The sequence below is a fragment of the Paenibacillus sp. FSL R7-269 genome (assembly GCF_000517865.1).
Lineage (GTDB): Bacteria > Bacillota > Bacilli > Paenibacillales > Paenibacillaceae > Paenibacillus_AQ.
Genome location: NZ_ASPS01000053.1, coordinates 279279 through 295906 on the forward strand (window position 1 = coordinate 279279; position 16628 = coordinate 295906).

The window sequence follows — 16628 nt, forward strand, 5'->3', positions numbered from 1 at the left end:
TGCTGTCTCCTTTTATCCACCTCTTCCCCCACTAGGAGGACATCTAAATCTACTCCACCTTAATCGTATCGAAGAATTTCTGCTGGACCGTTGCGGCCGCCGCATCAAGCTGGACCTTCGAGTCTGTGCCTTCCTTGGCGAACAGCTCCTGGATCACGTTGGACATCGTGGCATAATAGTCCTGAGTGTTGTACTGGGCTTCAGGCTTGCCATCCAGCAGCGCCATGATTTCAGGACTGTACTGATATACAATATCGTACTTGTCATAGACGGCCTTGGTCTTCTTGCCGAAGTCGGAATCGGCAGCATAGTAATCTAGAAGCGGCGGGATATAGTATTTGCCGTCCGTTTTACGCTGGCTGATAATAGCATCGAGCGCTTCCAGGCCTTTATCTGAGAAATAGTCGAAGGTAATATAACGGAAAGCCATCTCTTGTTCATCCTTGCTGGCATTCGGGTTGATGACCAGATAGTCGCCGCCGAGAACACCGGTATGCTTGCCACCCTTCTCAGCCGCAGGCATTGGATAGGTCAGCACATCCTCAGGCTTGAACCCGCCCTGGTTAAGGGCCTGTTCAATGACACCGTCTGAGCCGGCCATAACCATCGCGGTACGGCCCTGCTGGAACGCTCCTACCGCATCGCCCCAGCCGAGGGCCCAGTCTTGGGGAACGGCTTTGGCTTCCCATCTCAGCTTCTTATAGAAATCCAGCGCTTTGATCCCGGCTTCAGAATTGAAGGTTGCCACCACCTTGCCTCCCTCAATCTTCTGGATCTCTCCACCTGCTTCAAATAGGAAGTTGGTCCAGTTCCAGCCAGCTTCGTTGCCTTTGCCCATCGGGGCAATCCCGGAGATACCTTTCTTGGGGTCGGCCACTCCTTTGGCTGTGTTCAGCATGTCGTCCCAGGTCCAATCCATTGGAGGTACGGCTACACCTTTGTCATCGAGCATTTTCTTATTGATCATCGTTGTAGTGACGTAACCCTTCTGCGTTACCCCATACACCTTGCCGCCGATAATGAACTGATTCTGCAGCACTGGATTGATCTGATCCTTGAACTCATAGTTGTTCCACAGATCGGTGATGTCGGCTACCCAGCCCTTCTCAATCAGGAATTTGGCTTCGGTAGCATATGTGTTGAAGAAGGTAGGCGCTTCGTTCGCAGCCATCTTCACTCCGATCTCGCTTACATTATACTGCCAGTCATCCTTGACGATCTCCACGTTCGGATAGACTTCCTGGAACCGCTTGATTTTGTCATCCTCCTGCGCTCTCACCTCGGTCAGGTCAGGCGTAGGATAGTGGATTTTGATCGTTACCTTCTTCTGGGTGATATCATCTGCCGGTGACTGTGACGGGGTTGCCGACTCTTCTGCCGCCTGGGTCGCCGCTGGTGCAGGTGTCGCTTCTCCCCCGTCCGCCGCCGGCTTGTTGCCGTTGTTATTGCCCCCGCAAGCGGACAATAAGGTCCCCGTTACCAGGAGACAGGCGAATACGCTGGAAACTTTACGCATTGTAACTCCCCTTTTCCATTCATAATGAGCTTACCCTTTCATCTTAAAAGAGAGACCGCTTACAAACGAGGTGTGATTATATTGCTTTCATGTGCAGGTATACGATCCGTATCTTCTGTAAGGATTCTTCTGCTCACCCTTTGACCGCTGACAATGAAACCCCGCGCATAATGAACTTCTGGAAGACCAGGAACACCAGGATCGGCGGCAGAGAGACAATGAACAGAATCGCAAATTTGATGTTCGTATTCAGCGCTTTTACATTGATAACGTACTTATAGATGGCGGTAGCGAGCGTATACTTCTCCTCACTGTGCATGACCAGCGACGGCCAGAACCAGTCATTCCAGGCTGTGGAGAAGATGAAGATCGCCAGTGTTGCAAAAATCGGAATCGACAGCGGCACCGCGATGGTGAAGAAGCTTCTCGGCTCCGAGGCTCCGTCCATCCGCGCCGCTTCCAGTATCTCGGGATGAATCCCGTCGAAGAAATTCTTAAGCAGCAGGAAGAAGAACGTGTTCGCGCCTGCCGGCAGCCAGAATGCCGCATATTGATTGAGCAGGCCCAGCTCCTTCAGATTGACAAAGTTCGGAATCATATAGCTCGTGGCTGGAATGAACAGTGTCATCAGGAAGAAGAAATAGAAGGCCTTGCGGTAAGGCACATGCATCCGGGAGATACTAAAGGACGCGAGTCCCAGCACAATTAAGGTAGCGGCCATATTTCCTGCAAAAATATACAGGGTGTTCCGCAGAAACATGGCCAGATCGATATAATCCAGCGCATCCTTCAAATTGCCGAAATGCCATTCCTGCGGGAAAAAATGCGGCGGAAAGGAATTGACCTCGATATTCGACTTCAGCCCGTTGAACATCGTCATGAGCATGGGGTACAGCATGCTGAAGATCATCAGGACGATGAACAAAACCATAATTCCATATACCACCCGGTTGCTGGTTTTCTTAAGATCATGCTCCGAGAGAATCCCTCTGTCTGCGCTCTTCATCCTAGTTGTCCTCCTTGTTAAGCTTGAACTGAAGAATGCCCAAACCGCCCAGAACAACAAACATCAGCATCCCCAGCGCAGTCGCCGTACCATAATCCAGTCTGGTAAAAGCATACTTCACAATAAGCAGAGCATACGTCAGCGTTGCATTGTTCGGCCCCCCGTCCAGCAAGGCCATCTGTGACTGGTAGCCCTGAGAGGTGGCGATGACTTGAAGAATCAGCATCAGCAGGATCAGATTGCGCAGCGAAGGCAAGGTGATGTGGCGGATACGCGCCCATACTCCCGCTCCGTCAATCTCGGCGGCCTCATACCAGTCCCGGGGAATACTAAGCACCGCAGCAAGATAGATCAGCATCCCCGAGCCGAACTGCTGCCAGGTCTCCATGAAGACCAGCGAGATCATCGACCAACGGATATCGGTCAGGAAGGCGATCTGCTCCGCTCCGGTGCTGCCGATTAAGGCATTAATCGGTCCAACCGGATCATACAGCCAGCGCCACAGCCCGTATAGGACTACAGCAGGCATGACATATGGCAAATACGCGGCAACGCGCACGAATCCGCCGAATTTCCGCAGCTCGGAGATCGCAATGGCAAAGGCAATCGGAACCCAGAAGCCGATCACCAGACACAGCAGCATATAGTACAGGGTGTTTTGGACAGCAATCAGCACATCGGGGTCGGTAAGTGCCCTGGCATAATTATCCAGGCCGGCGAAGGTATTCCCTTTGACGAAATCAACGGTGTAGAAGCTGTACAGGAACCCTTTGAAGATAGGCACCCACATAAACATAATGAAGATGATCAATGCGGGGACAAGAAACATCACGCCCCAATAATTCTTTTTCCAACGGTTCTGCTTGTACGGCTTGCTCTCCAGCTCCGCTGGAAGGTGATCGTGTAACGCAGCAGACTGATTCATTCGGGCTCCCTCATTCCTGTCGTCTTTCAGCACTTTATGGGAAAGCGCCTCCTGTCTTCATTGTAGGAAATGAGGGAGAGACTTAACATGTCTATATCTATGGCAATCGTAAGCGTTCTTACTTCTTCAGCTCGCTGGGACTGAGTCCAAAGTATTTTTTGAAAATTTTGCTGAAATGCTCCGGCGACTCGTATCCCACCCGCTCCGCTATCTCATACCGGCGCAGATCGGTGTTCAGAATCATCTCCCGGCTGTCCTCCATCCGCAGCTTAATCACATATTCCCACAGGTTATAGCCTGTATTCTTCTTGAACAAATAGCTCAGGTAATTAGGGCTGACATGATTCTTCTTCGCTACTTCATGGATCGTTAGCCCCTTCTGGGCATAATTCCCGTCAATGTATTCCTTCGCCTTCTGCACGATCAGATTACTGTGCGTATGCAGCTCCTCGGGCGACGGATCAGCGGCATAGTTACTCCAGTTGAAATCTCCATAATAGAACACATAATGATCTGCATGCTCGTTGTTCCAGAGGATCGCCTTCGAGGCTTGCCGGTTCAGCACATCCATGAAGCTCAGCCCCTTCAGAATCTGGCTGATGCCGATAACGGCACTCAGCTGCAGATAGCGGTGAATATTAAAATGAAGGCTGCGGCCCAGCACCTCCAGCCGGCTCAGCTGGCCGGTGGACGGCTCCTCGTAGCTCTGCTCATCCCACTGGATGATTATGGTGATTTCCTGGTCCGGCGAATAGAAGGCTGTGGAATTCCACTCCTGATCCAACAGCTCCTTGGCAATATTCAAGGCGGCGTAGCGCAGCAGGCCATGATCACGGGTAGTGTACCTCTGCTCAGGCCGGTCTTGCGGCAGGGGGAGCCTGATTTTGATCACCGCAAAAAATGGTCCCTGCAGACTAAGCTCATCCAGCTTGCGCCGCTTCTCCTCTGCCTCCAGCACCTCCGCAGTCTCCGTAAGCAGACTGTTCAGCAGTTCGCTGTACTCGGGAAGCGGCTCCTCCAGGCGGAAGCGGTCCCCATTACCATCCATATATGTAGCCAGCTCCGGCGACGGTCTATTCATCTTCAGAACAACACTGCGCACCGAATCCAGGAACTGCTCACTGTTCAAGGGCTTAATGAGATAATCTCTCGCCCCCAGCCGGACGGCCATCTGGGCATACTGAAAGGTCTCATGCGCAGAGATGACGATCGTCTGCATCCAGGGCCTGGTCATTTTGGCATGCTGCATCAGTTCAATCCCGCTCATCGCCCCCATCTGGATATCGGTCACAAGCAGATCGATCTCCTCCATACGGATACAATCCAGTGCCTCATACCCGCTGCCGGCCGTATAGATATGGTCAATATCCAACCCGGAAGCAGCCAGCAGGCTGCTCAGTCCTTTGCAAATGAGCGGCTCATCATCAACAACCAGTATATTGAACACCGTATTCTCTCCTCTACTCTATAGTCTCTGACTTCGGAAGGATCACACTTACTATCGTGCCTCCGCACTCACGCGGTCCGTAGCTGATCCCGTAATCCCCGCCGAAATGCAGCTGCACACGCTGATGGATATTGCGGATACCGTATCCGTTAACCGGGTTCTGGCTGTCATCATTGAGGATCTGTTCGATAGCCTTATAATCGACCTGCCTATAGCCGTTATCCTCAATGGTAATCCGAATCCGGCCATCCTCCAGCACAGAGGTGATGATGATTTCACCGTCCTCCTCCATATGCTTAACCCCGTGGATAATGGCATTCTCGATCAGGGGCTGCAGGGTGATCTTGGGAATCAGATTCCTGGTGGTCCCGGGAGCGATATTCCAGATAACGGCGAACACATAATCATGCCGGTGCTGCTGGAGCTTGATGTAGGCACTGGCATGTTCAAGCTCCTCTTCGAGCGAGATCAGCTCCCGGCCCCGGCTTAAGCTGATCTTCATCAGCTTGGATAATTCCTTGATCATTTCCGCGGATTCCACGTTGCCTTCGAGCGAGCTTTTCCAATAAATACTCTCCAGGGTGTTGTACAGCAGATGCGGGTTGATCTGCTGGTAGAGCAGCTGCAGCTGCGATTCCTTCTGCTTCAGCTCCATCTGGTATTTGTACATAATCAGGCTGTTGAGCCTGCGGGCCATATCATACGTGGCGGTAATCAGCACACTGACCTCATCGTTGCTTCCTCTGCGGGGAGTCTCGGGCACACGGTTGCCCGGCTCATACTTGCGTACAAAAAAAGCCAGCTTCTGCAAAGGAGTCATCAGCGAACGCCAGAAGTAGGTAATGATGATCAGTCCGAACAGCGCGTAAGCCACTGTTATGTATTGAATGACGCGTTTCATTTCGTTCTGCTGCTGGAGCAGGGATTTGACGGGCACCTTGTAGACCAGCTTTTGCTCAAAGGCATGATTGTTGTTCACCACATAGATGAAGTCATCAGTGATGATATCCTCGGTCCCTTCCGGATCTCCCGCCTCCGAGCCGTCCGGCAGGACGATCACCTCTCCGGTTGAATTCGTGGTCGAGGCCAGTACACGGTTGCTCATATCGGTCAGATAGATTTCCCCGTCCGGCAGTGAGATGGACCTTAGCGATTCGCCGATCTTCGATTCCATCTTGGTCACCACCAGCACGCCGAGCGTCCCTTCCCCCCGGTAGATATTATTGACAGCCCTGACATAAGTGAGCGTCTTCAGATTTTCGGCCTGCGGACTCAGCTTCTCGGCGAACATCAGGTATCCGCGGCCCTTCTGCTGTACCACCTGTTCGAACCAGTATGGCCGTTCCTCCTTGGAGAAAAAATAAACCCCCGCCTTCTTCACCTGCGGGAAATTGGGAGCGAAAAAGTAGTAGTTATCGGGATCATATACGTATAGCGAGTAGTAGATGCCGTCACCCCGCTCCGCTCCCTGCGAATAGCTGCCGAGCAGCTTCTCGATGGTCTCATAACGTTCCACGCGCTCCAGCACTGTATCATTCCCGCTCATGTTGAGCTGCTGCAGGACCGGATTCTGGATGACGGTGGTCGTGATTTTGTTCACCGTATCGATGTCTCTGTTAATAATGGCGAGATTCTGCTTGTTCAGCTCCACATAGGCATTGGTCACATGGTGCTTCAGAATCTCCTCTGCCTTGTAGTTTCCGTAGCTGTTCAGAATCAGAATAGGCGTAATCATGATCAGGAACAGCAGAATCAACTGCTGCTTAACACTGAGCCTGATAATGGGTTTCACAAGCGTGGACAACACCCTGGATTCACCTCCAGTTTCAATAATACAAGGGGAAACGGCGTTGCCGTCCTTTTAAAGGACGGTACCGTTTCAGCGAGAAATAGAAGGATAAGTTATCGTGTGCAAGCTATAATTTCTTATATTTTAACAAACCTACAAGCGCTTACACAGGTTTATTTCAAAGTTCTTTATGTCCATTTGTATGGAGTTTTTCAGCTAAGCAAGCAAAAACCAGCCCACACACGAACATCCCGTGTTGGACTGGTTTTATAGTGATTTATAGTGTTTCATCCTGAGCACATTGAGCCGGACGGTTTATGTTAGCTGTAATTCTTCCTCTACTGTTCTCAAAAAAGCAAGCACAGCAGCAATCATCTGCTCCAGCCCCTGTTGTTCAATCGGAAAATGACCTGCACCCTCTAAAATCACAGATTCTTTTCTGCTTTTAAGATGGTCATAAAACGGTTTACTGAAGCAGTAAGGAGTCATAGGGTCTAATTGAGGATGAACGAGTAATACCGGACACAAGTCAAACTGCTGAGGTTTCAGGACCGGTTTCATATTTAGAAAGGTTCTTAATAAGCGTAAAGGGATTCTTGTACCTGCCGCATGGGGATCATTCATAATGAGTCTGGTCAGCTCGGCGTTGTTCGTGATCCATCTCATCCGGGATACTCTATTCACAGAGATCTGCAAGGAGTCTAGCAGGGCAGGGAATTGATTCATACACCATCCCCCTAACCGGCTGATGAGTTTGTTAGGAGCTAACTGATCACGAACCTTCGGATCACTCGTATCTACAAATGTCGTTGCTATTAACCCTTTGACCCGCTTACTTTGTACAGCAGTATGATAAGCTAACATGCCTCCAATACTGGAGCCCAGCAGAATAATAGGCTTGCCGTCCCTTCTAAGCTCCTGTTCGATCAATTCATTAAGGATGTCAATCCAGAACTGATAATCTATTGATTCCGCTGAATCGGTATAGCTTAGACCATAAGGCGGCAGATCCGGCGACACTACTTCATAACCGTAGGTTTGGAGCATTCGTGCATATGGAGCGAGCAACCTGCCATTGCCGCCAGCTCCATGAATGAAAATGATTTTTAAAGGTGCGTCAGGAGCTGGCATACGATCCAGATGAATATGAGCATGGTTCCAGGTCATCCATTCTTCGGCGGGTAAATGGGGTTCATTGATCTGCATGTCATCCGGGAAAAACTTCTGATATTGCTTCCAATAGGTCACTGATTGATTATAGGATGAATCCTTGTTCATGAATAAGCTGTTCCTCTCTCAGGGGACCGGGATTTCTTTTTCCATAATGTAATCATCCATGACGAATCCGTTCCCGATATCTGCCACTTGTTCCCTAAGGGTCCGAAAGCCCTTTCTTGTATAGACCGCAATACTTGATTCATTATCACGATTGACCGTTAGCCAAATATGAGTCAGGTTCCGCTCCTGGCACAGCTTCTCCAGGAAGACCAACGCTTGGCTGGCATAGCTGCGCCCCCTGTACTCCTTGCCTATATAGAGCTTGCTCAGGAAGAGCTTCCCTTCCTCTTGTCTGGCTGACATATACCCCACCGTGGAGCCTTCCCCGCTATGGATTAAGTAATATTCGTAACCCTGCTCATGGATCTGCTGCGTAATCGCTGGAACCGACTGGTACTTGCCAAGCATATACTCGATCTGCCCTGCGGTAATAATGGTGATATAATATTCACTCCATATCTCTGCCGCCAGTTGGGCAACCTCAGCGGTTTCTTCCGCTGTATGCACGCGTGAAAACATAAGACTCATAATATGTACCTGCCTTCCTGGATCTCTCGTATCACCTTATCTATAGAATAATATATATTAATATAGAAACATAGTCAGCTTAACCGGCTGCCTAAAGCCTCTACCCCTGCAAAAAAAGAACGTCCTGCTGCCGACCGGCAGCGTGGGACGCTCTTCATCTCAGCTGATTTATCACCGTCCCCTTGGACGCGGGCTTAGATACAGAAGTTCACGCTCTCGTATACCCGTTCAACTGCAGCCACGAGGCACAGGCATCCGCCCAAGTCTTAGTGTGCTGTTCTTCAGGAGCTAAACCCAAACCGTGTACGCCGTGTGCATAGATATGCAGATCGAACGGAACATGATGGCGGCTAAGTGCTGCGGCGAACAACAGACTGTTCTCTACCGGGACATAATCATCATCAGAGGTATGCCAGAGGAACGTTGCCGGTGTGTCCGGGGTCACTTGGAACTCACTGCTGAGCTTAAGCGACAGCTCTGCATCGGGAACGGCTCCCAGCAGATTCTCCTTCGAGCCTTGATGGGTCACCCCTTCGGTCATTGAGATGACCGGGTAGCATAGAATGAGGCGGTCAGGACGGCTGGACAGCCGCTCCAATGGCTCAGGGTGATCAGGATTGCCCAGATCATAAGATACCCCGGCGGTAGAAGCAAGATGTCCGCCCGCCGAGAAGCCCAGAATGCCGAGACGGCCCGGGTCAATTCCATATTCATCCGCCCGGAAGCGGATCGTGCGCAGCGCTCTCTGAGCATCCAGCAGCGCACTCGGGTATTGGTAAGGCGCAACACGGTAACGCAGCACGAATGCTGAAATTCCGAGGGTATTCAGCCACTCCGCAACCGGACCGCCTTCATGGTCGGCACGCATCGCATACCCGCCTCCCGGACAGACCAGAACAGCGGCATTCCCCTTGCCTTCAACTAAATAAGGTGTAATCGCAGGCTGATCCTCTTCACTGGTTCCCAGCGCTCCAGGCGCACCTTCAGGCCATAGCAACAACGTTTCCATTATCATCCCTCAAGCTTTCCTTCTATATTAGATTAGATAATAGAGGAAAAAAGTTCCTCAAGGGCCATTCTATCAAGCTCTTACAGTTCATGCAATCCGGATATCACCAGATCCGCTGTCTTCAGCAGCTCCGGCCGGCCAATCCCGACAACGTTCATGCCGGCCGCCTTCCCGGCGGCTACTCCGGCCTCTGCATCCTCGAACACCACACAGTCCTGAGGCCCCAGCCCCAGCTCCCGGCAGGTGGTCAGGAACACCTCAGGGTCCGGCTTCGCCTGCGAGACCTTGTTGCCATCTACCACCGTATCGAACAGCCCAGCAATATTCAGCTTATCCAGGATGAAGGCTGCATTCTTGCTGGCAGAGCCGAGGGCAATAGCTACGCCGCGTGCTCTGAGCGCACTTAGATAGACTCTAACACCGGGCAGCAGCTCCGATTCGTCCAGTCCGGAAATGTATTCAACATAGAGGCGGTTCTTCCTCTCCGCCATCGCCAGCTTCTCAGCTTCACCGAAACTCAGGCCGCCGATCTCAAGCAGAATATCCAGCGACCGCATCCGGCTGACGCCCTTCAGCCGCTCATTGTCCGTCTCCGTGAACGGGAAGCCCAGCTCCCCGGCGAGTGAGTGCCAGGCCAGATAGTGATACTTCGCCGTGTCTACAATCACGCCATCCAGATCGAAGATAGCGCCCTTCATATGCTCCAGCATCATTGTCATACTCCTCTCTGATTGGACTGTGACGCTAACTCCAGGATTGCACCGGGCGGGCATGGCACCGCCTCACTGCCGAATCCGGCGAAGCTTATCGATTCGCTGTTGCCCGGCGCTGCCGTAACCGTGATCTCTTCGCGGCCAATCTGCAGCCGGAAGCTGCCTCCGCGCAGGATTACCGGCAGCTCAATGGAACTCCAGGTCTCCGGCAGAGACGGCTTAAGGGTGACGATCTGTCCATCAAAGCGCACACCCGCGAAGCCAAGAACCGCAGCCATCCACGCGCCCCCATTTGCAGCGGGATGGGTCCCGCCAATATAGAGATCGCCGACATACTGCTTCGACTCACCGGTAAGATCTACGGTGGCAGTGCGCATGAAATACGGATATCCCCAGTCCGGCAAGCCGATATCCGTTGCAGCCAGCGCGTAGATACAGGCGCTGAGGCTGGAACCATGCTCGGTTCGCGGCTCATAGAATTCCCAATTGGCCTGCTTCACTTCCCTGCTGAACCGGCTCTTGAAACAGATGTAACATCAGCACCACATCGGCCTGCTTCAGGATTCTTGTGGTTGCAGCCAGCCCATTGCCTCCGCCCCAGTACTCATTCGGGTGAATGACCCGTGCCTTCAGCTCAGCCAGAGACACATCCTCCAGTTGCAAATAACGGTCGAATTGTTCAATCACCAGCGTATCCGGGTCCGGCTGCGGGACGTAGAGCTGTGCCAGCATTGCAGTGAATTCATCCAGGAACGGCCCGTCAGAATAAGGTTCAGCAAGACCGTTATACACGGCCGGATATTTGTCCTGCAACCGTTCTGCTGTCCGCAAGGCAATCTTCAGTGTCTCCTGAACCATGGCACTCGTAAATGCATTATTATTCACCCGCTCATGGTATTCATCCGGGCCGGTAACATCCAGCAGCTCATAACGCCGCTTCACAGGATTATAGTGAGCATAGGAATAGAAGAAACGCGCACATTCCCAGATGACCTCCGCCCCGCCGTCCGCCAGGATGCTGTCATCTCCCGTGAAGGTCACGTATTGCCAGATTCCATGCACGACATCTGCACTGATATGAATCTGCTTATCGCGGAAATAGGTCCGCATGGGCCGCCCGGTAAATACATCGTTCACATTGAACAGAGTGCAGGCATCATCCCCCGTATCCTGACTCTCCCAGGCATAAAAAGCGCCCAAATATCCGTACTCTGCCGCCTTCCGCCGCGCACCGTCCAGCGTGTGGATACGGTACATCATCAGATTACGCGCAATCCCCGGGTCGCTGTGCAGGAAAAAGGGAAGCATGAACATTTCTGTATCCCAGAATACCGCACCCTTATAGACCTGCCCGGACAAGCCGCGCGCCGGAATCGAGACCTTCTCCGACTTCGTCGGTGCAATAATCAGCAGCTGATACATACTGTAGCGCAGTGCGAACTGCGCTTCTTCATCGCCTTCAATGACACAATCGCTGCGTGACCATCGCTCCGCCCACTTGCACCGGTGCGCCTCCAGCAGTCCAGCATATCCTGTAGCGGCTGCTGCCTGGACGGTCTGCACCGCCCAATCATCAGGGGAGCCCTCACCAGTGCCGTCTTCGGCATCCAGACCTGTGAATACTGCTGCATATTTGTACCACTCATAAGTCTCTCCGGCCTTGGCATCAAAAGAAATATGACGGAGCGCCCTCCCCATGTCTGTGATTATGTCTATGTCCATCACTGTACCTTGTTCTGCTAAGCTGAACTCTGTATGCTCCGCCACCGCCACCGGCAGCCCCAGCTCCCCGGTAACCGCTGTTGACAGCAGCCCCCCGCCGGCAGAGCGGCTCTGCTGCTCCAGCAGATGGGGGCCGTTGATATCCCACACCGCGCCATCGATTCCCGTCGTAATCTCTATCCGGCAATCGGCAGTGCAGTGCAGAGTCCATCTGGCGGCCAGCAGATGGAGCTGGTCCATGCTGGCGAACCGCTCTGCGGTCAGGGTCAGTCTGCCGCCCTCGCGGACACCGAACACCGTCTCCCTACGATGAACTGCGGAATGGAGATCCAGACGTTGTGTATGCTCCAGGGGTTCTATTTCCAATACGCTTAGCTTTATGCCGTCACTGGTGATTAACGTATACAGTCCATTCGGGGCGTTCACCGGCTCGCGCCATTTCTCGCCCGCCCGGTCATATACTCCGGCTAACGTAACCGCCGCAAGCTGCTCCTTTCCGAACTCTTCAAGCACTCCCCGGAAGTCCATATAACCATTGCCGGTCATATATTTGTTGCCGTTCGCCGTAATCCGCCAGGGCTCGAAGCTGTGCTCGCTAACCGTCCAGTCCATTACACAGCCATCCCTTCAGCAAGCGGAAGCTCAATCCCAGCTTCATCTACGGTCACCCGCTGATCATAGATCAGCACCTCTGCGCTTCCGCCATTTACCGCTCTGAAGGAAACCGCCTCCGCATTTACCGTAATGCCCAGCAGTACGCCCCTGCAGATCACCTGGAAGCTGTAGACGGTCCACTGCTGCGGCAGCACCGGCCAGAAGGACAGGCAATCTCCATCCGAGCGCATCCCGCCGAAGCCATAGACGATGTTCATCCACGCTGCGGCGATTGATGTGGTGTGCAGCCCTTCCCGGGTATTGCGATTATAATTGTCCAGATCCAGACGCGTGGCGAACTCGAAGAACCGGTACGCTTCCTCCGGCTTGCCGAGTTCATTGGCCAGAATCGAGTGAATGGACGGCGAGAGCGAGGACTCATGAATACATCTCGGTTCATAATATTCGTAATTCGCCAGCTTGGCCTCGCGGGAAAATTGCCCGTTATACAGGAACATGAACATCAGCACATCCGGCTGCTTGATCATATCGTAACGGTACAGGCGATCATAAGACCAGTTAGCGTAGAGCGGGAACTCGGACACCGGAATGGAGTGAATGTCGAGATGCGGCATATCGAAGAATCCGTCATGCTCCTCATATAGGCCGCTGCCGGGGTCGAACGGGATTTTCATATGTGCACGCTTGTAATCCCAGTCAGCCAGTTCCTCCTCACGGAGCGTAGTAGCCGCTATAACCGCCGCATATTTCTCCGGCGTCTCCGCCTTCATTAAGGCTACCGTTTCGAGCGTATATTCGAATAACTTCTGGGCCATCAGATTGATGTAGCAGTTATTGTTTACCATGAGCTGGAATTCGTCAGGTCCCATCACACCATAATATCCGTATTCCCCGGTGCGCTGCCCCCATTGGCCGCGTGATGCATAGAACCGGCTGATCTGAATCAGCATCTCGGCCCCTTTGCTGTAAAGGAATTCCCGGTCGCCTGTATTATTCATATAATGCCAGATTCCGTAGGAGACGGCCGTCCCGACATGAAGCTGCAGGTTGGAGTGCTGCCACAGGTCACAGCTCTCTGTTCCGTCTATTGTGGCAATCGGGTAAAAAGCCCCTTCGCAATCCACCTCGTGCCCGCGCTGCAGCGCCTCCGGCAACGTCTTGTAGCGGAATTCCAGCAGGCTGCGGGCCGCCTTCGGATTATTGAACAGATAGAACGGCAGGCAATAAGACTCCGTATCCCAAAAGGCAAGGCCCCGGTAGGCTTCACCGGTCAACCCTTTGGCACCGATGTTGTACCCGGGATGGTCCCCGTGATACGTCTGATACAGCTGAAAAATACAAAAACGGATGCCCTGTTGATTCTCCGGGTCTCCTTCAATCCGGATATCACTGACAGCCCAGATACCGCTCCAATAGGCGGCCTGGTCAGCAAGCACCTCTTCCTCTACCAGCCGGTCCGCTGCTGCTGCAAGCTCCATGCCTTTTGTCCAGAGATGGTCTGCTGCTCGTGAAGTATTACTGCCTGTCACATTGACTACCAGCTTCGTGAAGGAAGCAGGCTCGCCTTCAGCCAGCATAAGCGAGAATTGTTGCCCGATATAGCGGTCCTCATCCACAAGCTCCGTATTCAGCTCCTGCGAAGACTTCAGGACACAGCCTGAGAACAGCTGATTCCCGGTCGTTAGCGTACGGGCCATAATGGCAGTCACCGCACCCTCCTCTCCGCTGCGCAGCTCCCTCCACATGCTCTGGCCGTGTTCCTCATGGATCATGCCGAAGTCAAGCCCTGTGCGAACATCCACCGTACCCGTGAAATTAAGCGGCGTGAAGGTGATTTGCTGCATTCCCAGATGAGATGTGGTCATACTAACCAGCCGCGTGAAGCAGAGCTTCAGCTTTTTCCCGTCCGCCAGCAGCCAGATGAACTCCCGTGTATAGGTCCCGGTTCGGAAATCCAATCTGCGGGTGTACTTGTCAATACGGGAATGGGCCAGATCCAGCAGTTCACCATCTACCGAGATCCGGGTATGCAGCCAATCTACCCCATTCACCATATATCGCAGCGACCGGATAATACCCTTATAGTGGTTGCCGACCCCCATTTGCTCATTTAGTCCATTGAAATAGCTGCCCGGCAAGGAATCCCCGCTGTAGCCCTCGTCCGCATACCCCCGCACCCCCATGTACTCATTGCCCAGTGAAAAAATCGATTCTGAAGTCCGGTTTCGTTCCGGATCAAAGCCCTCCTCAATAATTGCCCATGGATCGACCTTCAGATAGGGATCTGCTACCTTTGCCATCTTGGAACTCTCCTTCGCTAAGAGAATACTCGGCCTGCCCCGCCGCCCTATGCGGAGGTTCGGACGCTCAGTTTCAGAATATCTCTAAGCCCGCACAGGACCAAGGTCAGCTCGTAAGCGAGTTATGTGCATTTGTACGGACATCATTAACATGCGGGAAAACCAAAAAAAGCCGTTCCCTCCCTAGAACTATCCAGAACAGGGGGGAGCTGCTATAATATCCTATAACACAGGGAAAGGAACCCTTTTCAGGGCAAAAACGTAACCAATCTCACACAAATGAAGTGAAAATTATCACAATGTTAAAAATTCGACACTTTTATACGAAAATATTTAACCATAAAGAGGAATTTCAAGGTATAATTAATTTAAAATTTACTGAAAAACTGAGGGAATAAAGGGGATGTCGATTATGATAAAGGAACATTATAATGTTATCGAAGCCCGCGGCAATACAAACTGTTTCTCCGAACAGAACTTTAACCGCCTGTTGGTCACAATGAAGGAACGCATGGTCCCTGAGGGTTCTCACCTCTTCTGGGAAGGCGACTTTTCGGATAAATTGTTTTATATCAAGCGTGGACGTGTGAAATTAACCAAATCTACAGACGAAGGCAAAGAACTGATTCTGTATATGTATCAGGCTGGTGATATGGTGGGTCAGGCTGACCCGTTCTTCAGCACGAAGCACAGCTTCACGGCCGAAGTGATTGAAGAGAGTGAAGTTGGCGTGATCGAGCAGAAGGATCTGGAGATTCTGATCTGCCAGCACTGCGATTTCGCTATTGACTTCATGAAATGGATGGGGATTCATCACCGTCTCACACAGACGAAATTCCGCGATCTGATGATGTACGGCAAACCGGGCGCACTCTGCTCCACACTGATCCGTCTTGGCAACACCTATGGTGAGAAGACCGGCGACAGCATTCTGATTAACAAAAAAATCACGCATACAGATCTGTCCAACATGATCGGCGCTACCCGTGAGAGCGTTAACCGCATGCTGAGTGATCTGCGCAAAAAAGATGCAGTGGAGTATGAGAATGGTATGATTGTCATCAAGGATCTGGCGATGCTTCAGGAAATCTGCCATTGCGAATTATGTCCCAATGAAATTTGCCGAATTTAATTTCCTATCAATAATACCCTCTATTTACCTCATTGAAACATATCTGACCCGATAAATTTAATAGAGTGGTCAAGGCGCCCTGTCCGGCGTCTTTTTTTCTTGTCACGCGATGTATTCACCGTACTGGCGGCACATCCTATGAACCTTTTACTTCCCAATCATCATAATATTCTGGTGTTACAGGCAGTTCCTCACCCCTAAGGAACTTAGCAGCATATACGGCTAACGGAGAAGCTGAGTCGAGTGTTATTCTAGTGATATCCACCCATTCCGCCCCACGGGAATCCTGTTCTTCGAACATTGAAATGGCAACAGGCTCTTCTTCCCCGGCCAATTCAACCTGATACAAGGCTGCCATATGATGCATTTGTGTAAAGTGATCTTCGTTATGCGGGATAAAGAAATCGAAGGTGCCCAGGTTTTGTTGTACCTTTACTGTATAACCAGTCTCTTCAACAAACTCTCTGATCAAGCCGTCAACCAGGGATTCACCAGTCTCCAGTCTCCCCCCCGGCAGATCGTATCTTCCGCTATAAGGGCCCCTTCCTTTATGGATCACCAGCAGCCTGCCGTCACGCTGACAAATTCCATATACGCCAAAATGGTTAAAGCTTGCCATCGCAGCCCTCTCCTCCGTTCGTCTTCTAA

The 16628-nt window shown here is 51.9% G+C and carries 14 protein-coding genes; 1 reads left to right on the plus strand and 13 read right to left on the minus strand.

What is annotated here, in order from left to right; all coding sequences use genetic code 11:
* Positions 1–49: 49 nt before the first annotated feature.
* From C162_RS23815 to C162_RS23865, 12 genes are all read right to left on the minus strand, one after another.
* Positions 50–1516 carry an ABC transporter substrate-binding protein gene (locus C162_RS23815; RefSeq protein ID WP_036698472.1) on the minus strand — a complete coding sequence of 489 codons (1467 nt, stop codon included), beginning with the start codon at positions 1514–1516 and terminating at the stop codon, positions 50–52.
* 133 nt (positions 1517–1649) lie between these two features.
* Positions 1650–2522 carry a carbohydrate ABC transporter permease gene (locus C162_RS23820; protein WP_036698473.1) on the minus strand — a complete coding sequence of 291 codons (873 nt, stop codon included), beginning with the start codon at positions 2520–2522 and terminating at the stop codon, positions 1650–1652.
* Between the two features lies 1 nt (position 2523).
* Positions 2524–3447, minus strand: coding sequence for a carbohydrate ABC transporter permease (locus C162_RS23825; protein WP_036698799.1), 924 nt, complete (start codon positions 3445–3447; stop codon positions 2524–2526).
* Between the two features lie 118 nt (positions 3448–3565).
* Positions 3566–4894: a response regulator gene (locus tag C162_RS23830; protein ID WP_036698474.1), complete on the minus strand. Its 1329-nt coding sequence runs from the start codon at positions 4892–4894 to the stop codon at positions 3566–3568.
* Positions 4895–4907: 13 nt separating this feature from the next.
* A complete protein-coding gene (locus C162_RS23835) occupies positions 4908–6701 on the minus strand; it encodes a cache domain-containing sensor histidine kinase (protein WP_036698475.1) in 1794 nt (597 codons plus the stop codon).
* A gap of 297 nt (positions 6702–6998) precedes the next feature.
* A complete protein-coding gene (locus tag C162_RS23840; RefSeq protein WP_036698476.1) occupies positions 6999–7961 on the minus strand; it encodes an alpha/beta hydrolase in 963 nt (320 codons plus the stop codon).
* An 18-nt stretch (positions 7962–7979) separates the two neighbouring features.
* A complete protein-coding gene (locus tag C162_RS23845; RefSeq protein WP_036698478.1) occupies positions 7980–8489 on the minus strand; it encodes a GNAT family N-acetyltransferase in 510 nt (169 codons plus the stop codon).
* A 208-nt stretch (positions 8490–8697) separates the two neighbouring features.
* Entirely contained in the window at positions 8698–9498 is an 801-nt protein-coding gene (locus C162_RS23850; RefSeq protein ID WP_036698801.1) for an alpha/beta hydrolase, read from the minus strand.
* Positions 9499–9578: 80 nt separating this feature from the next.
* A complete protein-coding gene (pgmB, locus tag C162_RS23855) occupies positions 9579–10208 on the minus strand; it encodes a beta-phosphoglucomutase (protein ID WP_051493895.1) in 630 nt (209 codons plus the stop codon).
* A 5-nt stretch (positions 10209–10213) separates the two neighbouring features.
* A complete protein-coding gene (locus tag C162_RS37055) occupies positions 10214–10711 on the minus strand; it encodes a glycosyl hydrolase family 65 protein (RefSeq protein WP_235218508.1) in 498 nt (165 codons plus the stop codon).
* Positions 10683–12545 (minus strand): glycoside hydrolase family 65 protein, encoded by a 1863-nt coding sequence (locus C162_RS23860; RefSeq protein ID WP_235218509.1) that lies wholly within the window; start codon positions 12543–12545, stop codon positions 10683–10685. The genes C162_RS37055 and C162_RS23860 overlap by 29 nt, the downstream gene beginning before the upstream one ends.
* A complete protein-coding gene (locus C162_RS23865) occupies positions 12545–14848 on the minus strand; it encodes a glycoside hydrolase family 65 protein (protein ID WP_036698481.1) in 2304 nt (767 codons plus the stop codon). The genes C162_RS23860 and C162_RS23865 overlap by 1 nt, the downstream gene beginning before the upstream one ends.
* A 412-nt stretch (positions 14849–15260) precedes the next feature.
* Between C162_RS23865 and C162_RS23870 the strand changes: the two genes are divergently transcribed.
* Complete coding sequence (locus tag C162_RS23870; RefSeq protein WP_216857174.1) at positions 15261–15980, plus strand: Crp/Fnr family transcriptional regulator; 720 nt, start codon at positions 15261–15263, stop codon at positions 15978–15980.
* A 136-nt stretch (positions 15981–16116) separates the two neighbouring features.
* Here C162_RS23870 and C162_RS23875 read toward each other — a convergent pair whose 3' ends face one another.
* A complete protein-coding gene (locus C162_RS23875) occupies positions 16117–16599 on the minus strand; it encodes an NUDIX hydrolase (protein ID WP_036698483.1) in 483 nt (160 codons plus the stop codon).
* Positions 16600–16628 lie beyond the last annotated feature (29 nt).